At 68.7% G+C, this 20,722-nt stretch carries 21 protein-coding genes; 13 read left to right on the plus strand and 8 right to left on the minus strand.

The genetic code is table 11. The features are described from left to right. The first annotated feature begins 52 nt into the window (after positions 1–52). The gene (locus MBR110_RS18295; RefSeq protein WP_011882155.1) at positions 53–1,006 is read left to right on the plus strand and encodes a LysR family transcriptional regulator; all 954 of its coding nucleotides are present in this window, start codon (positions 53–55) and stop codon (positions 1,004–1,006) included. Between the two features lie 139 nt (positions 1,007–1,145). Here MBR110_RS18295 and MBR110_RS18300 read toward each other — a convergent pair whose 3' ends face one another. After that, positions 1,146–1,448, minus strand: a complete 303-nt coding sequence (locus tag MBR110_RS18300; RefSeq protein WP_181709463.1) for a DUF4148 domain-containing protein — start codon at positions 1,446–1,448, stop codon at positions 1,146–1,148. 249 nt (positions 1,449–1,697) lie between these two features. Next, positions 1,698–2,840, minus strand: a complete 1,143-nt coding sequence (locus tag MBR110_RS18305) for a porin (RefSeq protein ID WP_011882157.1) — start codon at positions 2,838–2,840, stop codon at positions 1,698–1,700. 309 nt (positions 2,841–3,149) lie between these two features. Between MBR110_RS18305 and MBR110_RS18310 the strand changes: the two genes are divergently transcribed. The 4 genes from MBR110_RS18310 (at position 3,150) to MBR110_RS18325 (ending at position 7,253) form a co-directional block, all read left to right on the plus strand. Further along, positions 3,150–3,614 (plus strand): VOC family protein, encoded by a 465-nt coding sequence (locus tag MBR110_RS18310; protein ID WP_014724932.1) that lies wholly within the window; start codon positions 3,150–3,152, stop codon positions 3,612–3,614. 70 nt (positions 3,615–3,684) lie between these two features. Beyond that, entirely contained in the window at positions 3,685–4,926 is a 1,242-nt protein-coding gene (gene codA, locus MBR110_RS18315; RefSeq protein ID WP_014724931.1) for a cytosine deaminase, read from the plus strand. A gap of 171 nt (positions 4,927–5,097) precedes the next feature. Next, positions 5,098–6,432 (plus strand): chloride channel protein, encoded by a 1,335-nt coding sequence (locus tag MBR110_RS18320; RefSeq protein ID WP_043292454.1) that lies wholly within the window; start codon positions 5,098–5,100, stop codon positions 6,430–6,432. An 89-nt stretch (positions 6,433–6,521) separates the two neighbouring features. After that, positions 6,522–7,253 carry a class I SAM-dependent methyltransferase gene (locus tag MBR110_RS18325; RefSeq protein WP_059567842.1) on the plus strand — a complete coding sequence of 244 codons (732 nt, stop codon included), beginning with the start codon at positions 6,522–6,524 and terminating at the stop codon, positions 7,251–7,253. Positions 7,254–7,293: 40 nt separating this feature from the next. On the opposite strand, the gene MBR110_RS18330 is transcribed toward MBR110_RS18325, so the two are convergent. Together MBR110_RS18330 and MBR110_RS18335 are read right to left on the minus strand one after the other, a co-directional pair. Then, positions 7,294–8,712, minus strand: coding sequence for a cytochrome-c peroxidase (locus MBR110_RS18330; RefSeq protein WP_011882162.1), 1,419 nt, complete (start codon positions 8,710–8,712; stop codon positions 7,294–7,296). Between the two features lie 102 nt (positions 8,713–8,814). Beyond that, a complete protein-coding gene (locus tag MBR110_RS18335) occupies positions 8,815–10,488 on the minus strand; it encodes a phospholipase C (RefSeq protein ID WP_011882163.1) in 1,674 nt (557 codons plus the stop codon). 404 nt (positions 10,489–10,892) lie between these two features. Between MBR110_RS18335 and MBR110_RS18340 the strand changes: the two genes are divergently transcribed. Next, positions 10,893–11,750: an EamA family transporter gene (locus tag MBR110_RS18340; protein ID WP_034193558.1), complete on the plus strand. Its 858-nt coding sequence runs from the start codon at positions 10,893–10,895 to the stop codon at positions 11,748–11,750. 30 nt (positions 11,751–11,780) lie between these two features. Here MBR110_RS18340 and MBR110_RS18345 read toward each other — a convergent pair whose 3' ends face one another. Beyond that, on the minus strand, positions 11,781–12,254 hold the full coding sequence (locus MBR110_RS18345) for an Lrp/AsnC family transcriptional regulator (RefSeq protein ID WP_011882165.1): 474 nt from the start codon (positions 12,252–12,254) through the stop codon (positions 11,781–11,783). A 316-nt stretch (positions 12,255–12,570) separates the two neighbouring features. Between MBR110_RS18345 and MBR110_RS18350 the strand changes: the two genes are divergently transcribed. The 6 genes from MBR110_RS18350 to MBR110_RS18375 all read left to right on the plus strand — a co-directional run bounded on the left by MBR110_RS18350 (position 12,571) and on the right by MBR110_RS18375 (position 16,878). Continuing rightward, complete coding sequence (locus MBR110_RS18350; RefSeq protein ID WP_011882166.1) at positions 12,571–13,956, plus strand: amino acid permease; 1,386 nt, start codon at positions 12,571–12,573, stop codon at positions 13,954–13,956. A 46-nt stretch (positions 13,957–14,002) separates the two neighbouring features. Then, positions 14,003–15,205, plus strand: a complete 1,203-nt coding sequence (locus MBR110_RS18355) for an amino acid aminotransferase (protein ID WP_011882167.1) — start codon at positions 14,003–14,005, stop codon at positions 15,203–15,205. 151 nt (positions 15,206–15,356) lie between these two features. Continuing rightward, positions 15,357–15,755 (plus strand): DUF488 domain-containing protein, encoded by a 399-nt coding sequence (locus tag MBR110_RS18360; protein ID WP_011882168.1) that lies wholly within the window; start codon positions 15,357–15,359, stop codon positions 15,753–15,755. A gap of 114 nt (positions 15,756–15,869) precedes the next feature. After that, positions 15,870–16,160 (plus strand): DUF1488 domain-containing protein, encoded by a 291-nt coding sequence (locus tag MBR110_RS18365; RefSeq protein ID WP_011882169.1) that lies wholly within the window; start codon positions 15,870–15,872, stop codon positions 16,158–16,160. A 16-nt stretch (positions 16,161–16,176) separates the two neighbouring features. Beyond that, on the plus strand, positions 16,177–16,416 hold the full coding sequence (locus tag MBR110_RS18370) for a hypothetical protein (RefSeq protein ID WP_011882170.1): 240 nt from the start codon (positions 16,177–16,179) through the stop codon (positions 16,414–16,416). Between the two features lie 108 nt (positions 16,417–16,524). Continuing rightward, positions 16,525–16,878, plus strand: coding sequence for a metal ABC transporter ATPase (locus MBR110_RS18375; protein ID WP_181709464.1), 354 nt, complete (start codon positions 16,525–16,527; stop codon positions 16,876–16,878). A 55-nt stretch (positions 16,879–16,933) separates the two neighbouring features. On the opposite strand, the gene MBR110_RS18380 is transcribed toward MBR110_RS18375, so the two are convergent. The 3 genes from MBR110_RS18380 to lhpI all read right to left on the minus strand — a co-directional run bounded on the left by MBR110_RS18380 (position 16,934) and on the right by lhpI (position 19,271). Beyond that, positions 16,934–17,713 (minus strand): helix-turn-helix domain-containing protein, encoded by a 780-nt coding sequence (locus MBR110_RS18380; RefSeq protein WP_011882172.1) that lies wholly within the window; start codon positions 17,711–17,713, stop codon positions 16,934–16,936. Positions 17,714–17,730: 17 nt separating this feature from the next. After that, positions 17,731–18,138 carry a response regulator transcription factor gene (locus MBR110_RS18385; protein ID WP_014724922.1) on the minus strand — a complete coding sequence of 136 codons (408 nt, stop codon included), beginning with the start codon at positions 18,136–18,138 and terminating at the stop codon, positions 17,731–17,733. Between the two features lie 197 nt (positions 18,139–18,335). Then, positions 18,336–19,271, minus strand: a complete 936-nt coding sequence (lhpI, locus tag MBR110_RS18390; protein WP_059894990.1) for a bifunctional Delta(1)-pyrroline-2-carboxylate/Delta(1)-piperideine-2-carboxylate reductase — start codon at positions 19,269–19,271, stop codon at positions 18,336–18,338. Positions 19,272–19,533: 262 nt separating this feature from the next. Here lhpI and MBR110_RS18395 point away from each other — a divergent pair, with 262 nt between their 5' ends. Beyond that, positions 19,534–20,271, plus strand: coding sequence for a FadR/GntR family transcriptional regulator (locus MBR110_RS18395; RefSeq protein ID WP_014724920.1), 738 nt, complete (start codon positions 19,534–19,536; stop codon positions 20,269–20,271). The last annotated feature ends 451 nt before the right edge of the window (positions 20,272–20,722 follow it).

The following is a 20,722-nucleotide window of genomic DNA, read 5'->3' on the forward strand; positions in this document are numbered from 1 at the left end:
TGTCGCACCCGCTGGAGGAAAATGACGGCTCTGCTACAGGTGGCTTACAGGAATGGATACGCTACAAAACATGCGCGTGTTTACGCGCGTGGTCGAGACAGGCAGTTTCACTGCCGCCGCACAATCGCTGAACTCGACGACGGGCGCGATGTCGCGCGCGGTGTCCGAGCTCGAAGCGCGGCTGCGCACTCGTCTGATGAATCGCTCGACCCGCCGCCTTGCGCTGACCTCGGCCGGCGAAAACTATTTACGGCGCTGTCGCCAGATTCTCGCCGACGTCGATCGCGCGGAGGAGGAGGCGAGCTGCGCGCACGAGCGCCCGGCGGGCGTGCTGCGCATGCACAGCTTCGCGAGCGTCGGCCATCACTACGTGATGCCCACGCTCACGCGCTATCACGCGCAGTATCCGGACGTGTCGATCGAACTGTCGCTGTCGCAGCGGATGCCCGACCTGTTCGACGGCACGAGCGACATGGCGGTCGTGACCGCGTCGTCGCTGCCCGATTCGGAACTCGTGTCGCACCTGCTCGGCTCGACCTTCAGCATCCTGTGCGCGTCGCCCGAATACGTGACGCGCCACGGCGCGCCGGAGCATCCGACCGATCTCGGCGCGCACGCGTGCCTGACGCTCTGCACGCCGGCGTTCCCGACGCACGAGTGGGTGCTCGAAGGCGCCGACGGCGTCGAGCAGATCCATGTCGCCGGGCCGGTGCAAACCAACACGGCCGAGTCGCTCGCGCTCGCGATCCGCGACGGCCTCGGCATCGGCATGCTGCCGCTGTATTCGGCGATCGACGCGTTGCAGGACGGCACGCTCGTGCGCGTGTTGCCGAGCCACATCCTGCAGAAGATGAACGTGTATGCGCTGTATCCGTCGCGCCGTTTCGTCGACGCGAAGGTGCGCACCTGGGTCGAGATGCTGCGCGCGCAGGTGCCGGGGATGATCGCGCACGACGTCGAGATGCTGCAGGCGATCGCGCGCGAGAGCGAGCCGCAGGAAGCCTGAGCGTGCTGCACGAGCGGCGAACGCCTGCCCTGTGTGGGTTGCGCGGCTCGCATCGCTTGCGGGGCGTCGTGTAGAAGCCGTGCGCCGTGCCGCGCCCGCATGATGCGTATCGTGCGGGCGCGGCGTCGTTTGATGCGCGTTACAGCGAAGGCTTCGCCGCCACGCCCGATTCGGTCGCGCCGCCTTCGGCCGGGCCGTACGCGCGTTGCGCCGCATCGCGCGCGGCGAGCCGCTTGGCCGCGAGGCGCTGCTGGGCGGCCATGAGATCGTCCGGGTAGTTGCCGGCGTCGCCGAGTGCCGGGTTGTAGCCGACCGATTCGAGATCGTAGAGCTCCTGAAGCACCTGCGCGCGCGTGGCGGGCGCCTTGGCCGACTGGGCAAACGACAGGGCCGGAGCGACGAGCAGCACGGCAGCAGCGGCGGTGACGACGAGCGATTTCACGAGATTCTCCTGTACACGGGGTGAGGCCGGTTCGACGATCGCGATGCATGATCGCAATGCGATTCGATCCATGGATGCCAGTCTATTCAGCGCACGCAGGCGCAAAAACCCCGATTCCAGGCAGGCAGCTTCTCAGATGGAACAACATTCTGGGATGCAGCATGAATGAACGCCGCCCGCGTCGGATGAACCGGCCGGTCAGGGCAGGTTCATCGTTGCGGGCGGCGTTCAGATCAGCCGAATCGACGCTCAGAAGCGCGTGCGCATGCCGATCGTGCCGACGATCTGGTTGGCGGTGGTCGATGCGCCGCCCGACGTGTTGATGAACGCCTGGTAGCCGCGGCCCGATGCGTGCTGATACATCGCTTCCGCGTACAGGTCGGTGCGGCGCGACAGCTTGTAGACGGCCTGCAGGTCGACCTGGTGCCACTTCGGATCGGTGCCGTGCTTGCTGTCCGGATTCGACACGCTCGCGTCCGTGTAGACGTAGGCTGCGCCCAGGCTCACGGCCGGCGTCACCGCATAGCGCACGTTCAGGTCGTAGTTGTTGAACGCGACCTGGCCGGTCGAGCCGAACGAACCCGAGTTGTCATACTGCGAGCGCGTATAGACGAAGCCGACGGTCGCCGGGCCGAACACGTAGCTGAGGCCGCCGCCGTACGAACGCATGCGGTCCGCGCCGACCGACCAGCCGCCCTGGCTCAGGCTCTTCGCTTCCGCGACGTCGGTCGCGCCCGGGCTCGCGCTGGTCGAGCCCTTGGTGCCGTTCATCTGCAGGTACGCGCCGGCGACCTTCAGCGGGCCGTTCGTGTAGCTCGCCGCGAAGCTGTAGGCGCGGTTGCTGCCGAAGTTCGTCGCGTTCGAGAAGCCGTACAGCGCGCCGACCTTGAACCCGGCGATCGTGTCGCTCGTGTACTTGACCGCGTTGTTGATACGCACCGAGTGGTTCAGGTTGTCGTTGTCGAACGGATGCGCGAAGCCCGTGTCACCGAAGTCGCCGGACGTCGCCGACAGCGGCGCGACGAAGTCGACCATCGTGTCGTACTGGCGGCCGAGCGTCAGCGTGCCGTAGCCGGCTTCGCTCAGGCCCACGTATGCGTGCCGGCCGAACAGCTTGCTGTCCTGGCCGAGCGCGCCGTTGTTCACGTTGAAGCCGTTCTCGAGCACGAACAGCGCCTTCAGGCCACCGCCGAGATCTTCGGAGCCCTTCAGGCCGAAGCGGCTGCCGTTGATCGTGCCGCTCGTCATGCGCCAAAGCGATGCGCCGCCCGCGTTGTTGGTATAGGCGATGCCGGCGTCGATCAGGCCGTACAGCGTGACCGAGCTTTGTGCATGGGCGAGCGGCGCGAACAGCGCGGTCGTGCATGCGGCGGCAACGAGGGTTTTCTTCATCTGACAGCTCCTGCGTGTGGATGGATGACCAAAGTTCGGCGCAAGTTTAGGGGCGCGCGCGCCCGATTCGCGCGACGGCCGTCCGGAGACACTGTTGCGAGTTACGCAAAAGTGTGTCACACGGAGTTCACAAATCGCTGCAGCCGCGGAACCATACGCGTTTTCGTCGCCGATGCGCTCCGCAAGACGCCGGCTGGGTGTGCGGCGTGTCGCAAATCGACAACATGCAGGCTCGCCGGTGCGAGCAGTTGATCGGCGCGCGGTGCGCATGGACAATGCACAGGCCCATACCGAGATCCGGAGATTCCGATGGTCACGCCCCGCCGACCTTCCCTCAGCAGCGCGCTGTGCTATCGCGACCCGAAAGGCGCGCTGGACTGGCTGGAGCACGCGTTCGGCTTCGAGCGCGCGATCGTCGTCATGACGCCGGCCGGCGACATCGCGCACGCGGAAATGACGTTCGGCGACGGTCTCGTCATGGTCGGTGGCGCCTGGGCCGACTGCATCGCGTCGCCGGAGGACACCGGCGGCCGCAATACCCAGCACGTCCACGTGCATCTTCCGGACGACGCCGACATCGACGCGCACTGCGAGCGCGCGCGTGCGGCCGGCGCCGAGATCCTGCAGCCGCCGGCCGACCAATTCTACGGCGACCGCACGTATCGCGCGCGCGATCCCGGCCGGCACGTATGGACCTTCGGCAAGCACGTGCGCGACGTGACGAACGACGAAATGCGCGCGGCGACCGGCCTGACGATCCACACGTTCCATTGAGCGCGACGCGGCATCTCGCTCACCCGTTCCCACCCGCGGCCCGCGGTGGCCGCTTCACGCCTGGACCCACATGAACGTCATCAATGCGCGCCTGCGCGGCCGCGACGGCCTGTTCACGATCGGCATCGACGCCGACACGATTACCCGCATCGACGCGCAGCATGCGCCGCTCGCGCCCGGCCACGCCGACGACGTCGACGCGGGCGGCCGGCTCGCGATCGCGCCGCTCGTCGAGCCGCACATTCATCTCGATGCGGTGCTCACGGCCGGCGAGCCGGCCTGGAACATGAGCGGCACGCTGTTCGAGGGGATCGAGCGCTGGTCCGAGCGCAAGGCGACCATCACGCACGACGACACCAAGGCGCGCGCGCATGCGGCGATCGGCATGTTGCGCGATCACGGCATTCAGCACGTGCGCACCCACGTCGACGTTACCGACCCGACGCTCGCCGCGCTGAAGGCGATGCTCGAAGTGAAGGAGGAGGCGCGCGGGCTGATCGATCTGCAGATCGTCGCGTTTCCGCAGGAGGGCATCGAGTCGTTCGACGGCGGCCGCGCGCTGATGGAGCAGGCGATCGACCTCGGCGCGGACGTGGTCGGCGGGATTCCCCATTTCGAGAACACGCGCGAGCAGGGCGTCAGCTCGATCCGCTTCCTGATGGAGCTGGCCGAGCGCACCGGCTGTCTCGTCGACGTCCACTGCGACGAGACCGACGATCCGCAGTCGCGCTTTCTGGAAGTGCTCGCGGAAGAGACGCGCGTGCGCGGGATGGGCGCGCGCGTGACGGCCAGCCACACCACCGCGATGGGCTCCTACGACAACGCGTACTGCTCGAAGCTGTTCCGGCTGCTCAAGCGCGCGGGGCTGAACTTCGTGTCGTGCCCGACCGAGAGCATCCATCTGCAGGGCCGCTTCGACACGTTTCCGAAGCGGCGCGGCGTCACGCGCGTCGCCGAACTCGATCGCGCCGGGCTGAACGTGTGCTTCGGACAGGATTCGATCAAGGATCCGTGGTATCCGCTCGGCAACGGCAATATCCTGCGCGTGCTCGACGCCGGCCTGCACATCTGCCACATGATGGGCTACCAGGACCTGCAGCGCTGCCTCGACTTCGTCACCGACCACGGCGCGACGACGATGCATCTCGGCGAGCGCTACGGGATCGAGGTCGGGCGGCCGGCCAGCCTCGTCGTGCTCGACGCCGACAGCGACTACGAAGCGGTGCGGCGGCAGGCGAAGGCGACGCTGTCGGTTCGCCACGGGAAAATCATCATGCGGCGGGAGCCCGAGCGCATCACGTATCCGGCGTGACGCGTTCGGCGCGGCGCACCGCGCCGCGGCTTCGTTTCCCCGATATAGTCATGAAGCGCATGACTTGATTCGAAAAAGACGTTTGCCTCATGATCGGCCGGCACCTACGATGCGTTCCTGACAGCGGCGCGCATGGTGCGCGCCGCGGCGTCGATCCTGACTCGCCTGCCCATGCGCCCCGATCTGCCGTCCGCCCCCACGCCTGTTTCGCCGCCCGCCAGCCCGTTCGCGCGGATCGCCATCGTCACGGTCCTGACCGGTATCGGAGCCGGCTTCGGCGGGATGCTGCTCGCGCTGCTGCTGCATGCGATCCAGCACGTCGCGTACGGCTACGACCTCGCGCATGTGATCGGCGCCGAGAGCTTTCTGACCGGCGTGACGCGCGCCGAGCCGCTGCGGCGGGCCGGCGTGCTGATCGTGTGCGGGCTCGTCGCCGGCGGCGGCTGGTGGGCGCTGTACCGTTACGGCCGGCCGCTCGTCAGCATCCGGCGCGCCGTGCGCGCGGCCGATCCGCGCATGCCGTTGGTCAGCACCACGGTTCATGCGCTGTTGCAGATCGTGACCGTCGCGCTCGGCTCGCCGCTCGGCCGCGAGGTCGCGCCGCGCGAAATCGGCGCGCTGCTCGCCGGGCGGCTCGCGCAGCGCGCGGGGCTCACGCCCGCCGACTGTCGGCTGATGGTCGCGTGCGGGGCCGGCGCCGGCCTCGCGGCCGTCTACAACGTGCCGCTCGGCGGCGCCGTGTTCGTGCTCGAAGTGCTCGTCGGCACGTTCGAGCTGCGCGCGCTGGTGGTGGCGCTCGTCACGTCGGCGCTCGCCGCGGCCGTCGCGTGGCTCGGCCTCGGCAACGAACATCAGTACACGGTGCCGCCGTTCGTGCTGAGCACGCCGCTGGTGGCGTGGTCGATCGTCTGCGGGCCGCTGTTCGGCTTCGCCGCGTACGGCTTCGTGCGGCTCACGACCCGCGCGCGCGCCGATGCGCCGAAGGGCGCGTGGCTGCCGGTGCTCGCGCTCGTCAACTTCGCGGTGATCGGCTTGCTCGCGATGCGCTTCCCGCAACTGCTCGGCAACGGCAAGGGGCCGGCGTCGCTCGGTTTCGACGGCACGCTGACGGTCGGCCTCGCGGCCACGCTGCTCGTGCTGAAGGTGCTGATCGAAGCGGGCAGCCTGCGCGCGGGCGCAGAGGGCGGGCTGCTGACGCCGGGGCTCGCGAACGGCGCGCTGCTCGGCGTCGTGCTGGGCGGGTTGTGGAGCGCCGTGTGGCCGGGCGCGTCGGTCGGCGGCTGCGCGCTGGTCGGCGCGACCGCGTTTCTCGCCGCGTCGATGCAGATGCCGATCACGGCCGTCGTCCTGCTGCTCGAATTCACGCGCGCGAATCACGACAGCCTCGTGCCGATGCTGCTGGCCGTGGCCGGCTCGCTCACCGCATACCGGTTCGCGCAGCAGCTCGCGCAACGCCGGGCGAATGCGGTCGCGGCGGTGGGCGTCGGCGCGACGGCGGCTCGCTAGGGGGCGTACGCAGCGCATCGCCGCGCATGCGCCGGCCGCGCGCCGTTCAGGCAGAATCGGCATTCCGTTTCCTGCCGATGGACGCCGCCATGACCGATCCGACTCAGCCGAGCGCGCGCGACGCATACGCGAGCTTCGCGCAACGCTACGCGGACATCGCGCCGACCAAGGCGCACAACGCGCTGTACGAACGCCCGGCGTCGCTGGCGCTGCTCGGCGACGTCGCCGGCCTCGCGGTGCTGGACGCCGGCTGCGGCCCCGGCATCTGCAGCGAGCACCTCGCGCGCCACGGCGCGACCGTCCACGCGTTCGACATCACGCCCGAGATGGTCGCGCTCGCGCGAGCGCGCTGCGCCGGGCTCGCGGTCGAGGTGGCGCAGGGCGATCTCGCGGCGCCGCTCGACTGGCTGCCCGAGCGCGCCTTCGACAAGATCCTGTGCTCGCTCGCCTTCGACTACGTGCGCGATCTCGCCGTGCCGCTGCGGGAATTTGCGCGCGTCGCGCGGCCGGGCGCGACGCTGGTGTTCTCGATGGCGCATCCGATGCGCGACTGGATGGACGAGCGTACGCGCGGCGACGGCACGTACTTCGAAACGAGCCGGTTCGGCTTCCACTGGTCGGGTTTCGGCGAACCGAAACCCTATGTCGAAGCGTGGCGCCGGCCGCTGGCCGAGATCCTGAACCCGCTCGCCGACGCCGGCTGGCGGCTCGACCGCTTCGTCGAACCGACGCCGCTGCCGCAGATGAAGGCCGTGTCGGAACGGCTCCATGCGGAGCTGTCGCGCTCGCCCGCATTCCTCTGCATCCGCGCGTGCCGCTGACGCCGCCGACGCCACATGCGCGGCCGGCGTCGTGCGCGGGCTACTTCTGCGGCGCGTCGGTCAGCGTGCCGAGGAACGCCTCGATGTCCTTGATGTCCTGCTCGGTCATCGCGGGCCGGTCGCCGGGCTTGCGGTCGAACGGCGCATCGGTCACGTCGACGTTCGCGCGGTATTGCGGCGGAATGTCGTCGTATTCGTCGACCTTGCCGTCCGCGCCGCGCGGATAGAACTTCTGCGGCGCGATGCTGCGCTCGTTGTAGAACGCCATCACCTGATCGAGCGTGTGGAACACGCCGTTGTGGAAGAACACCTGGCGCGTCGCCGCGTTGCGCAGCGTCGGCGTGAGGAACATCCCGCAGTACTGCGTCTGGTCCTTCAGGTCGTCGCGGAACGGCCCGCACACGCCGAGATCGTGGAACGCCGGGTTGCGGTTCGCCGCGAGCGCGCGGTTGCGCGGCACGCCGAGCGCCTCGTACTGGTAGTCGGTGAACATCGGCGGCAGGCCGTCCTTGCCCGGCTGCGACAGATGGCAGCCGGCACAGTTGGCCTTGGCCGGATCGTTGAAGAGCCGCAGCCCGCGCAGCTCGGTCTGCGTGAGGCGCGCGCGGCCTTCCAGCCAGCGATCGTACTTGCTGTCGTACGGATGGAACGACCGGTCCTCGACCTGGTATCGCGCAATCGCGAACATCGCCTCCGATACGACGAGCTGCGAGCTCGCGAACACGCGCGGGCCGAACAACTGCTCGAAGCGCGCGCGATGCGGCGACTGCGCGAGCTTGCGCGCGACGTCGTCGATGCTCGCGTTGGCCATCTCGACCGGGTTCAGCAGCGGCCCGAACGCCTGCTGCTGCAGCGTGTCGGCGCGGCCGTCCCAGAACATGCCGCCTTGCGGCACGAGTTGCGGCGCGGCCGCCGTGCCGGCCACCTTCTGCGCCTTGACCACGCCGGCAGCCGACGCCGCCTGCTGCGCGACGCTCGGCGCCGCGTCGTTTTCGCCCGCATCGGGGCCGATGCTGAAGTTCGGCTGCCGGTACAGATACATCAGCGACGGCGGCGGGCGGTAGCCCTGCTGCGTCATCGTGAGGCCGCCGGGCTGCACGTCGAGCGCGTTCGGCGGCCCGTAAGCGCGGTCGGGGCTGTGGCACGACGCGCACGACTGCTTGCCCGATGCCGACAGCGACGGATCGAAGAACAGCGCGCGCCCGAGCTGCGCGACCGCGGACAGCGGCTGCACGGGCGGCCGCTGCAGCACCACGGGATGCGGATTGGCGCCGGTCCAGTTCGCGACGACCTCGCCGATCGCGGCCGGCGTGCGCGCCGGAAACGCGACCGCGAAGGCGCCGTAGCCGAGCACGGCCGCGGCGAGCACGAAGGCCGCGCGGCGCAGCACGCGGGTGGGGGAGCGCGGCGCGGCGGCGCCGGGCGTGTCGGGGGACGGGTACGCGGGACGAGCTGTCATGCTGTGGGTCGAGGCGGTCGGGCGCCGCACGCGGCGGCGCTTGAAATGGAAACGGCCGGCGCGCGATGCGCCGGCCGACAGAGGCCGGTCAGGCGGTACCGGTCAGTTCGCCGGCGCCGCGCTCAGCACGGTGCCCTGGGTCGGATCGAGATACAGCGGCGCCGTGTTCGGCTTCGACGAGAAGTCGAACAGCCCGCGCAGGTCGCCTGCGACCGCATCGAACGAGCCGCCGCCGATGCGCTGGCCGCCGAGCCAGTTGTCCTCGATGAAGCGCAGGACCGATGCCTGGTCGATCAGCGTGTGGTCGACGTAGTTCTGCTTCGCGTACGGCGAGATCACGACCAGCGGGATGCGCACACCGGGGCCGCAGCGGCCGTTCACGGTGCTGCCGTTCACGCCGGTGGTGCCGCCGGAGCCGCACTTGCCGTTGCCGTTGAGCTGGTCGACCGCGTCGGACGACGCATGGGTCGGCGGCGTGTACACGTGGTCGTACCAGCCGTCCGAGTCGTCATACGTGACGATCACGGCCGTGTTCTGCCAGTCCGGCTGCTGCTGCAGGAAGTTGACCACCTTCGTCACGAACGCCTGCTCGTCGAGCGGGTCCGAGTAGCCGGCGTGCGCGTCCTGTGCAGCCGGCGCCTTCAGGAAGCTGACCGACGGGAAGTTGCCTGCCTTCACGGCCGCGAAGAAGTCGTCGCTGTCGTACTGGTGGTTCGCCGGCTCCGCCGTCTTGCCGTCCGTCTGGACGCTCGAGCCGATCGCCGCGATCGAGCTCGGCCGCGTGTGCTGCGGGTTCGACGTCGACGCGTAGTACTGGAACCAGTTGTGATGCGGGATGTAGTCGGCCGTCGCCGCGTTCACCGCGGTCGCGACCGTGCTGCGCGCGCAGCCCGTCGTGCCGTTGCCGTTGGTCGTCGACAGGTTGAAGCCGCCCATGAAGCCGCCCCAGGTGATCTTCGCGGCGTTCAGCAGGTCGCCGATGTTCTTGCCGCTCATCATCGCCTGGTCGGTCGTGCTCGAGCACACGTCGTAGCCGGGGTCGACGTCGTTGATCATCGTGAGGCCGCCCTGGCCGTCGTTGATGTAGTACGACGTGGCCGCGAGCGTCGACGGCTGCTTCGACGTCTTGACGATCTGCATCCCGTTGGTCTGGCCCGCGATCAGGTTCAGCGCGCCCGGCGTCGACGGGCCGTAGACCGTCGTGTACGCGTTGTCGCTCATCGAGAAGCGCTGCGCGTAGTTCCACAGTGCCGTGACGGTGTTGCCGTCGAAGTAGCCCATCACCTGGCCCTTCGTGCCGAACGCGCCGGCGCCGCCCGCCGACGCCTTGCCGGTGTATTTCGGGAACAGGTCGGCGAGGCCGTTGTCCGCGGCCAGCTGTTCGGCCGTGTACGCGTGGTTCTGGTCGGCCGTGGCGGCCTGTGTGCGATCGAGGCGGAACGGATTGGCCGCGTCGGTGCCGTTGGCGGTGTTCGTGAAGTTCGGGTTCGCGGTGAGCAGCGTGCCCGTCAGCCCGTTGATCGACGGCGTGCCGGCCTTCGCGGTGAACGCCGGCTCGCCGGCCGGGTTCGTCGCGTTCGGGTAAGTGCCGAAATAGTGGTCGAACGACACGTTTTCGCCGTAGATCACGACGACGTGCTTGATCGGCGTGGCGGTCTGCAGCGCATCCTGCGACGACACCGCGGGCGTCGACGAGGGACCGTCGCTGCCGCCGCAGGCGAACAGCGCCAGTGTGGCGCCGGCGCAGGCGGTGACGAGCAAGGCTTGACGAAACATCGGGAAACTCCAGGTAGGTTGTTCGACGAAGGAGCGCCGCTGCGTCACCGGGTCGGTTCGGCGCGGCGCTCGTGGTAGAGCCCCGGCATTGAAACAGCTTGGTATGAAGATATGGGGGCGGAGCGGTTTCGCGATCATTGCGTGCCGGTATCGATTCCATTACGCCGCGCGCCGATGCGAAAGACAGTGGAAAGGAACGGCGCGCGTTCAGGCGCGTGCGATGACGGCGGCGGCATGTGTCGGCATCGCCGAGGCCCGCCTCGTGCGCCTCCTGCGTCGCGCGGCCGGTCGCTCATTCGGCGAAGCCGGTCCGCAAGCCTTTTTTGACAAGCCCGGGACGGATTCTTACGATGATCGGCCTGCGGCGACCCATTCCGCGTCGCTGCCGTCAGCGAGTGTCCAACGTGCCGATTCCCGTCCTGTTCGCCGTCCTGTGTGCCGCCTTCCTGCATGCGTCGTGGAACGCGCTGGTGCGCAGCAGCGGCGACCGGCTGCGCTCGGCCACCGTCCTGCAGATCGCGATCGGGCTGTTCGCGCTGTTGTTCCTGCCGGCCGCCGCGCCGATCGCGGCCGCGAGCTGGGCTTGCGTCGTCGCGTCCGCGGCGATTCACGTGGTCTACACGCTGCTGCTGGTGCGCGCGTACGAGCACGGCGACCTGAGCGTCGCGTATCCGGTCGCGCGCGGCACCGCGCCGCTGCTCGTCACGCTCGGAGCCGCGGCGTTCGCGGGCGAGCGCCTGAGCGCCGGCGCTCAATGCGGACTCGTCCTGATCTGCGCGGGCATCATGGCGATCGGCCTCGAGCGGCGCGCGGGCGCGGCGCACCGGATGAAGCAGGTGCTGCCGATCGCGTTCGCGACCGGCGTTTCGATCGCCGCGTACAGCGTCGTCGACGGAATCGGCGTGCGGGAAAGCGGCAGCACGATCGGCTATGCGGCGTGGACGTTCGTGCTGACCGGGGCGCTGATGGCCGCGTACTACCGGCTGCGGGCGGGGCCGCTGCGGCTCGCGCAGAATCTCGCCGACACCGCGAAGGCCGCGTGCGGCGGCGTGTTCGCGGCGCTCGCCTACGCGATCGTGATCTGGGCCATGGCGCGTGCGCCGATGGGGCCGGTGTCGGCATTGCGCGAAACGAGCGTGGTGTTCGCGGCGCTGATCGCGCGCGTGTATCTCGGCGAGCGGCTGACGCCGCGTCGCGCGGCCGGATGTGCGGTGATCGCCGGCGGCGCGCTGCTGATCAGCGCGTTCGAAGCCGTGCGCTGAGCAAGGCGGCCCGCGCTGCGCGGCAGCGCGTCAGGTTTCGACCGGCATCGCGCTCGTGCATTTGATTTCATCGAGACAGACGCTCGAATGCACGCCGCTCACGCCGGGAATCCGCATCAGCGTCTCGAGCAGGAACGTCGACAGGCCTTTCAGATCGCGCGCGACCACCTTCAGCACGTAGTCGATATCGCCGGTCACCGAAAAGCATTCCTGGATCTGCGCGAGATCGGACACGAGCTTCTGGAATTTCGACAGGTCGCGGATATGCCCGCGCTCCATCGTGACGTGCACGAACGCGGTGACGCCGAAGCCGAGCGTGTCCGGGCACAGGCGGGTTTCGTAACGGCGGATCGCGCCGATCTCCTCGAGGCGCCGATGGCGCCTGAGCGTCTGCGCGGGCGACAGGCCGACCGCCTTCGCGAGATCGAGGTTCGACGCACGGCCGTTCTCCTGCAGCACCGCCAGCAAGTGGCGATCGACGCGATCGAGAACCGGTTCAGGCATTTTTGTTTCCTCATCTGTCTCCCGCGTGCAATCTTATCTCATAATGTAGGGTTTGCATGAGCGGGTTACGCAACCCGATTTCGCGGTCGCGACGCTAAACTGACGCCGGATTTTCGCGTACGGCCGCGACCATGCGGGCGATGGCGGCCCTCCGCGGCAGGTCCGGCGGGCCTGCGGACGAAGGGGCGCCGCCGCGCGAAGATCGCAGTCCCCAACCCGGCGCCTCCACGAACGGTGGCCGGCACAGTAAAACAGCGCCCGGCACACCGAGGCGCGCCGCACCGCTTCGGGCGGAGGCGGACAGAACGGAGAAGACATGGTTTCTGGAAACGAGAAGGACGGCCTGAAGCGGGGGCTGAAGAACCGGCACATCCAGCTGATCGCGCTCGGCGGCGCGCTCGGCACGGGGCTGTTCCTCGGCATCGCGCAGACGATCAAGATGGCCGGCCCGTCCGTGCTGCTCGGCTATGCGGTCGCAGGCGTCGTGGCGTTCTTCATCATGCGCCAGCTCGGCGAGATGGTCGTCGACGAGCCGGTCGCCGGTTCGTTCAGCTACTTCGCCGACAAATACGTCGGCCATTTCACCGGCTTCCTGTCCGGCTGGAACTACTGGGTGCTGTACATCCTCGTCAGCATGGCCGAGCTGTCGGCCGTCGGGATCTACGTGCAGTACTGGTGGCCGGGCGTGCCGACCTGGGTGTCGGCGCTCGTGTTCTACGTCGCGATCAACCTGCTGAATCTGGCGAGCGTGAAGTCGTACGGCGAGACGGAATTCTGGTTCTCGATCATCAAGGTCGCGGCGATCGTCGGCATGATCGGCTTCGGCGGCTGGCTGCTGGTGAGCGGCCACGCGGGGCCGGAAGCGAGCATCGCGAACCTGTGGCAGCACGGCGGCTTCTTCCCGAACGGCGTGTCGGGCCTCGTGATGTCGATGGCGGCGATCATGTTCTCGTTCGGCGGGCTGGAGCTGATCGGCATCACCGCGGCCGAGGCCGACGATCCGAAGCACAGCATTCCGCGCGCGACCAACCAGGTGATCTATCGCATCCTGATTTTCTACATCGGCGCGCTGGCCGTGCTGCTGTCGCTGTATCCGTGGGAGAAGGTCGTCACCGGCGGCAGCCCGTTCGTGCTGATCTTCCATGCGCTGAGCAGCAACCTCGTCGCCAACGTGCTGAACGTGGTCGTGCTGACGGCCGCGCTGTCGGTCTACAACAGCGGCGTGTACAGCAACAGCCGGATGCTGTTCGGGCTGGCGACGCAGGGCAACGCGCCGAAGGTGCTGTGCTCGGTGAACCGGCGCGGCATCCCGCTCGCCGCGCTCGGCGCGTCGGCGCTCGCCACCGGCGTCTGCGTGCTGGTCAACTACTTCATGCCCGGCAAGGCGTTCGAGGTGCTGATGGGGCTGGTCGTGTCGGCGCTCATCATCAACTGGGCGATGATCACGCTGATTCACCTGAAATTCCGTCAGGCCAAGCGCATCGCTGGGGAGCAGACTTCGTTCCGCAGTCTCGGCTATCCTTTCACGAATTATCTGTGCCTGGCGTTCATGGCCGGCATTCTCGTCGTGATGTACCTGACGCCGGATCTGCGCCTGTCGGTGTACCTGATCCCGGTCTGGCTCGCGGTGCTCGCGATCGGGTATCGGTTCCGCCAGAAGAATGCCCGCTATGCGCTCGGCGACGGCGCATCGGCCCGCTGACGCAGGCCCGCACCCGATCACTCCTACGAACCAGACCGACATAGCCATGTTCGAACACATCGACGCGTACCCGGGCGACCCGATCCTGACGCTCAACGAGAACTTCCAGAAGGATCCGCGCGACCAGAAGGTCAACCTGAGCATCGGCATCTATTTCGACGCCGACGGCCGGATTCCGGTAATGGCCGCCGTGCGCGAGGCCGAAACCGCGCTGCAGCGCGACGTCGGCCCGAAGCCGTATCTGCCGATGGTCGGCCTCGCCGCGTACCGCGACGCGGTGCAGGCGCTGGTGTTCGGCGCCGATCACCCGGCGCGGGCGGCCGGCCGCATCGCGACCGTGCAGACGCTCGGCGGCTCGGGCGCGCTGAAAGTCGGCGCCGATTTCCTGAAGCGCTACTTCCCGGACGCGCAGGTGTGGCTCAGCGATCCGAGCTGGGAAAACCACCGTTTCATCTTCGAGCGCGCCGGCTTCACGGTGAACACCTACCCGTACTACGACGCGGCGACGGGCGGCCTGAAGTTCGACGCGATGCTCGCGGCGATCGACGCGCTGCCGGCGCGCAGCATCGTGCTGCTGCATGCGTGCTGCCACAACCCGACCGGCGTCGATCTCGACGAAGGCCAGTGGGAGAAGCTGATCGACGTGATCGAGGCGCGCGAGCTGCTGCCGTTCGTCGACATGGCGTATCAGGGCTTCGGCGCGGGCCTCGACGCCGATGCGTTCGCGGTGCGCGAGTTGGCCCGCCGCGGCGTGCCGGCGCTCGTCGCGAATTCGTTCTCGAAGAACTTTTCGCTGTACGGCGAGCGCGTCGGCGCGCTGAGCGTCGTGTGCGAGGATGCGGACGCGGCCGAGCGCGTGCTCGGCCAGCTGGCCGGCGCGGTGCGCTCCAACTACAGCAACCCGCAGACGTATGGCGCGAAGCTCGTCGCGACCGTGCTGAACACGCCGGCGCTGCGCAAGCAGTGGGAGGAAGAGCTTGCCGCGATGTGCCGCCGGATTGCGCGGATGCGCCAGGCGATCCACGACGGCCTGCGCGACCACGTGAGCGGCGAAGCGCTGACGCGCTACGTGAAGCAGCGCGGGATGTTCACGTACACCGGGCTGACCGAGACGCAGGTCGACGCGCTGCGCGACGTGCACGGCGTCTACATTCTGCGTTCGGGCCGCATGTGCGTGGCCGGGCTGAACGATTCGAACGTCGGCATCGTCGCCGATGCGATTGGCAAGGTGCTGAAGAGCGGCGTCTGAGGGGCGTCTGAGGGGCGTCCGAGCGGCGTCCGGGCACGCCCGATCGTCCTGACGAAACCGGCTGTCTCCCGCGCGGAGGCAGCCGGTTTTTTGTTGTGCGGCGCGGGTGCGGCAGTACGATACGGAATCGAATCCGTAGCAAAGGAGCGGCATGGCAATTCGAATCGTACGGCTCGGCACGCCGCGGGCGGCCGGCGAGGGCACACGGATCGGCACGGTGCGGCGGCCGCCGCGCGGCGTGCCGAAGGCGGAATTCGCGTCGCGCGACTACTATGACGTGTGGCTGCCGACGCTGTCGCCGAGCGCGGAGCTCGTGGCCGACGCGCAGGCCGCCGAGACCGACGCGCAGTGGCACGCATTCACGCGCCGGTTCCGCGCCGAGATGGCGCACGGCGACGCTCCCAAGGTGCTCGACCTGCTCGCCGCGTTGTCGGCGACGAGCGCATTTTCGATCGGCTGCTACTGCGAGGACGAGCGCCGCTGCCATCGCAGCGTGCTGCGCGAACTGCTCGAGGCGCGCGGCGCGACGATCGCTTCGGACGCCGACTGAGCCCATGCGGCGGCGCGATCGGGCACGGCGGCGGCGCGCGCTGCGGCCCGGTTGACGTGGGTCAATCGGACGGTGGCGCGGGCCGTTATGCTCATGGCTTGAATCGTCCCGACGATGACAGGCGCACAAATGCAGATAGCCTTTCCACCGGAACCGCCCGAGTATCGCGGGCGTGACCTGGTCGTCGCGTTTTCGGCGCGGGTCGACGGCCACGGCGTGCCGTGCGCGATCACGGCGGAAGCACTCGAAGACCATTTCGGTGCGCGCTCGCTGCTCGAGCGCGACTTGCTGGTTGCATTCGAAGCACACCGGCCGGCGATCGAGGCGATGGCGGCCCGGATGCTCGCCGAAATCGGCGGCCGGCCGGTGTTGCTGCACAGCGGCCACTTCCGGATGGCCGACTGACACTGCAGGAGGGCGCATGACACTGCAAGGCACGATTCATGAACGCGACTGGTCCGTCGAGATCGAGACGCGGCAATGCGAATCCGGCGGATTCCGCTGCCGCGTGACGGTCGAGCACGGTGCCGGGCCGACGCACTTTCATCATACGTTCGAGCACAGTCATGCATATCCGACCGAGCACGAGGCGGCGATCGAAGGGCTGCGGGCCGGGATGACGTGGATCGAAATGAAGGCGGCGCAGACATTCAGCGTGTGAACCTCGCGCGCCGATCGTGTGTGGATCGATTGCCGGATTCGGCAACAGGCGGACTTGTAGGACAGGCAACGTGGTCGACCAGCGTGTGACCCGTCAGGAGGGAGCAACATGGGCGTGGGCATGCAGATCGTCTGCGTCGGATTCGCGGGTTCGGCCGCGCTCGAAGCTGAAGCGGGCGCGCAACTGGTGCGGCTCGAGCGCTTCCACGCGCGGGTCGACGAATGTCGCCTGGCGATCGAATCGCGCGCGACGAGTGACGACGACGCGCTGTACGACGTACGGCTCGAATTGCTGATGAACGGCCGTGCGGTGGCGCCGGTGCCCGCCTGCAGCGGCGTCGACGTGAACGAAGCGATGGGGCGTGCGTTCGCCGCGGCCGAGCGGGTGTTGGCCGCGGGGCACGCGGACGATCCGCTGTCGCCCGCATTGTCGGCGGCCGAGACGGGCACCGCCGCGCACTGACGTGCGACCCGCACCGGCACGCGCTGGAGCGCGCCGGCGCCGCACGCGCGACCGGTTACACCTGCGCGAGCGCCGGCGCGTCGATGATCCGCACGCGCTTGCCGCGCGTTTCGATGAGCGCGTCGCGATGGAAGCGCGAGAACATCCGGCTGACGGTTTCGAGCTTCATCCCGAGATAGCAGCCGATTTCCTCGCGCGTCATCCGGAGGTTGAACTCCGACGCCGAGTAGCCGCGCGCCTCGAAGCGTGCAGACAGATCGAGCAGGAAATGCGCAACGCGCTGTTCCGCCGACATCGTGCCGAGCAGCAGCATCTGGCTCGATCCGCGCACGATCTCGCTGCTCAGCATCTGGTAGATGAAATGCTGCATCGACCTCAGCTCGCGGCACGCGGCCTCGAGCGCGGCGAACGGGATCACGCACACGACGCTGTCCTCGAGCGCGATCGCGTCACAGCAATGGTGTCCATGGCCGACGCCCTCCATGCCGAGCGTTTCCCCTGCGATCTGAAAACCCGTCACGTGTTCGCGGCCGTCGCGATGCATCATCACCGTCTTGAACGAGCCTGCGCGCACCGCGTACAGACTGTGGAACGGATCGTCGGTGCGAAACAGGGTGTCGCCCTGGCGCACCTGTCGCGTCGCGCAGATGATCGCGTCGAGCCGGCTGTACTCGGCGGCGGTCAGTTGCGGCGGCAGGCACATCGAGCGCATCACGCAGGCCGAACAGCGGACTGCGCAATGCTTCGCGCCGTCGTGACGCGTGGACGCGGGAAGCGGAACGTTCGGCCGGGGCGCGATGGCGGGATCGGCGGCGCAGGCGGTGGCTTGATGCATGAGTCACTCCGGCTCGGTCAGGGCTGGTGCGCGCGAGCGTGCACCAGCGATTCGATCACGTGGCACGCGGCGTCGAATTCGACGGTCTTGTCGAAGAAGTAGTCGGCTCCGGCCGTCGCGCATGCCTTTCTGAATGCGGGCGCCGAATGATTCGTCAGCACAATCGTGACGATGCGCGGCACGGCCTTCGACAGCGCGCCGATCAGATCGAGGCCGCTGCCGTCCGCGAGGCGCAGATCGACGAGCACGACGTCCGCGTGCGTGCCGCGGATGTGCGTCAGCGCATCCTGGCCGTCCTCCGCCTCGCCGACGACCACGACGCCGCGAATCGCGCCGACGAGCAACGCGATCCGTTGCCGGACGGCATTCGCGTGGTCGACAAGAAACACCCTGAGCGCGGCGGCGGGTGGCAGGCTGGCATTCATCCGGCCAGTATCGTGTTGCGCCGCCGAAAAGGAAATCGGCCGAACTGGAAGTTTTTGTAGGGGAGTTCGGCGCGTTGTAGGGCGTTTCCTACAACGCCGTCGGGGAATCGGCAGTGCGGCGGGGCGTGCAGCTGGTCGTCCAGCTGGTCGTGCGGTCGGCGGCGCGGCGCTGCCGGGAGCGTCGCGCCGCCGTCGAATCAGCCGCGCTGGCGCGCGTCCAGCGCGTCGCGCGCCGTGCGGCACGCGGCCAGATCCCACGCGGCGCAGCCCACGGTCTTGAACAGCAGCGGCCCGCTGCGCTCGAACGCGCCGCGCAGCACGTCGGCGAGCGACGCGACGCGCTGCCAGTCGACCTGCGCGACGATCAGGTCGCCGGCCTCGTGGCGCGCGCCCGCCGGATCGTCGACCACGAGCCGGCTCGCGCGTACCGTGTCGGCGTCGATTTCGGCGGCGTCCGCGGTGAATGCGCCGACCCCCACCACGAGCCGCCCTTCGCGCGCCGCCTCGCGATAGACGGGCGTGCGGCTCGTTGTCAGCGTGACGACGACGTCGATCGCATCGGGAATCGCGTCGCCGTCGAGCGGCGCGAGCTGCGGCGCCTGCGCGCGATGCGCGGCGCAGAACGCCGCGGCGCTGCCCGCGCGCGAACCGCGCACGTGCAGACGCGCAGCGGGGAAGATCGCCGCGAGCGCCTCGGCGTGATTGGCCGCCTGCTTGCCGGTGCCGATCAGCAGAATGTCGCGCGGTGCCGCGCCGTGCAGCGCCTGGATCCCGAGCGCGGTGACGGCTGCCGTACGGCGGCCGGTGACGGTCGGGCCGTCGAGCACGAAGCGCAGCGCGCCGGTCGTCGCGTCGTACGCGCTCACCTGGCCGAGGATCGTCGGCAGCCCGCGCGCGGCGTTGCCCGGGCATACGTTCACGAGCTTGTGGCTTGCCAGATCGCGCGCGCTGGACGGCATCGACAGCATCACGCCGCCTGCCTGCAGCGGCACGACCAGGCGTTCGGGGCTGACGATTTCGCCCGCCGCGTAGTCGGCGACGGTCTGCGCGAGCGTGGCGAGCAGCGCCGGGTAGTCGAGCAGGGCGGCCGTTTCGGTGGCGTCGAACGAGGGGATCGGGCTGGCAGCGGTCATGGTGTGGGTCGGTATGGTGGTGAAGTCGGTGGGTGCATGCTGCGCGTGCTGCAGTCGGCGGCCCGGGAGGCGAGCGGCAATCGCCATTGTGGATCGAATCTATACCAATTTGGCGGCATCCGGCAAGCTGGAAGGTCGGCATTTCGCTGAATTTGGTTCTAATATCCGTCCAGATGGGGCGTTGCACCTGTCGGCGCCGATGCCGCTCCGGTATAGTGCGAACCCGTTCCAGACCACGCCCGGCCCAGGGCAGGAGCCGCAGATGATGTCCGCACGTCCCGAATCGCCCGAAGCCGGTTTCCGGCCGTTGCAGATCTACGAACAGGTCGCGGAGAAGATCCGCGACGAGATTCGCGCGGGGCGTTACGCGGCCGATTCGCGGCTGCCGTCGGAGCGCGAGCTCGCGGCGCTGTTCCAGGTCGGCCGCCCGGCCGTGCGCGAAGCGCTCGGCGCATTGCAGAACGAAGGGCTGGTCGTCACGAAGCGCAATTCGGGCACCTACGTGGTGGCGGCGCCGCTCGACGTGCTCGCGCAGCGCGGCGATGCGCGCGACGCGGCCGATGCCGACTTCAGCCCGACGTCGACGCTCGACGTGCGGCTGATCCTCGAGCCGGCGATCGCGCGTCTCGCGGCGGCCCAGGGCCGCGCCGATCCCGTCGCCGAAGGCTATCTCGCGCAAATGGAAACCATCGCGGACATCGACGACCCGCACCAGCGCGCGCTGTGGAACGACAGCGACCGGCTGTTCCACCGGCAACTCGCGTTGATGACCGGCGACCCGTTGATCGTGAAGATCGCCGACGAAGTCGCGAAGACGATGGATCAGCCGTTGTGGAAGCGTCTGAAGGACGACGGCATCTACGATGCCGGCCGGATCCGGCTGTACGTGTCGGAACATCGGCTGATCTACGAGGCGATCGTGTCGGGCGACGCCGATGCGGCTGCGTTCTACGTCGAGCAGCACATTCGCCGCGTGCGACGCGACATCGCGCCGAAGTAGGGTGGCGGTGGCGGTTTGGTTCTGAGCGCGACCAAAGGCGACGCACATCGGGCGAGGCTGGTCGGAGGTTGACCGGGTTTATGGTGGATTGGCTCGATACATAACCAATCGCCGGGCCACCTTATCGGCGGCCCGGCGTTTGGCCCATCCGAGCCACGGCCGTCGCGCGCGGCATCCACGCAGCAATTCGCCGTGACGGCGCCGCCGATCGGCGCGGCACGCGCGCTGAATGCGGCGAACCGGCTAAACCAGCTAAACCCGCCGAAACCGCCGAAAGCGCCGAAAGCGCCGAAAGCGCCGAATCCGCCGAATCCGCCGAATCCGCAGGCAGCACCGACCGCGCCCGCTTGCCGTCTCCCCGACGCATAGCGCAGCTTCCCACTGCGCACACCCGCCTTTTTCGACAAGAAATCACCCGCGGAACCCCGCCAAACGGGCGCCGCCCGGAATT

The sequence above is a fragment of the Burkholderia sp. MBR-1 genome (assembly GCF_013822785.1).
GTDB classification, from domain to species: Bacteria; Pseudomonadota; Gammaproteobacteria; order Burkholderiales; family Burkholderiaceae; genus Burkholderia; species Burkholderia vietnamiensis.

Coding starts and splice junctions, on each gene's coding strand:
- MBR110_RS18295 (WP_011882155.1), top strand. CDS start 53: ATGGATACGCTACAAAACATGCGCGTGTTTACGCGCGTGGTCGAGACA.
- MBR110_RS18305 (WP_011882157.1), bottom strand. CDS start 2,840: ATGAAGAAAACCCTCGTTGCCGCCGCATGCACGACCGCGCTGTTCGCG.
- MBR110_RS18310 (WP_014724932.1), top strand. CDS start 3,150: ATGGTCACGCCCCGCCGACCTTCCCTCAGCAGCGCGCTGTGCTATCGC.
- codA (WP_014724931.1), top strand. CDS start 3,685: ATGAACGTCATCAATGCGCGCCTGCGCGGCCGCGACGGCCTGTTCACG.
- MBR110_RS18320 (WP_043292454.1), top strand. CDS start 5,098: ATGCGCCCCGATCTGCCGTCCGCCCCCACGCCTGTTTCGCCGCCCGCC.
- MBR110_RS18325 (WP_059567842.1), top strand. CDS start 6,522: ATGACCGATCCGACTCAGCCGAGCGCGCGCGACGCATACGCGAGCTTC.
- MBR110_RS18330 (WP_011882162.1), bottom strand. CDS start 8,712: ATGACAGCTCGTCCCGCGTACCCGTCCCCCGACACGCCCGGCGCCGCC.
- MBR110_RS18335 (WP_011882163.1), bottom strand. CDS start 10,488: ATGTTTCGTCAAGCCTTGCTCGTCACCGCCTGCGCCGGCGCCACACTG.
- MBR110_RS18345 (WP_011882165.1), bottom strand. CDS start 12,254: ATGCCTGAACCGGTTCTCGATCGCGTCGATCGCCACTTGCTGGCGGTG.
- MBR110_RS18350 (WP_011882166.1), top strand. CDS start 12,571: ATGGTTTCTGGAAACGAGAAGGACGGCCTGAAGCGGGGGCTGAAGAAC.
- MBR110_RS18355 (WP_011882167.1), top strand. CDS start 14,003: ATGTTCGAACACATCGACGCGTACCCGGGCGACCCGATCCTGACGCTC.
- MBR110_RS18360 (WP_011882168.1), top strand. CDS start 15,357: ATGGCAATTCGAATCGTACGGCTCGGCACGCCGCGGGCGGCCGGCGAG.
- MBR110_RS18365 (WP_011882169.1), top strand. CDS start 15,870: ATGACAGGCGCACAAATGCAGATAGCCTTTCCACCGGAACCGCCCGAG.
- MBR110_RS18370 (WP_011882170.1), top strand. CDS start 16,177: ATGACACTGCAAGGCACGATTCATGAACGCGACTGGTCCGTCGAGATC.
- MBR110_RS18375 (WP_181709464.1), top strand. CDS start 16,525: ATGGGCGTGGGCATGCAGATCGTCTGCGTCGGATTCGCGGGTTCGGCC.
- MBR110_RS18380 (WP_011882172.1), bottom strand. CDS start 17,713: ATGCATCAAGCCACCGCCTGCGCCGCCGATCCCGCCATCGCGCCCCGG.
- MBR110_RS18385 (WP_014724922.1), bottom strand. CDS start 18,138: ATGAATGCCAGCCTGCCACCCGCCGCCGCGCTCAGGGTGTTTCTTGTC.
- lhpI (WP_059894990.1), bottom strand. CDS start 19,271: ATGACCGCTGCCAGCCCGATCCCCTCGTTCGACGCCACCGAAACGGCC.
- MBR110_RS18395 (WP_014724920.1), top strand. CDS start 19,534: ATGATGTCCGCACGTCCCGAATCGCCCGAAGCCGGTTTCCGGCCGTTG.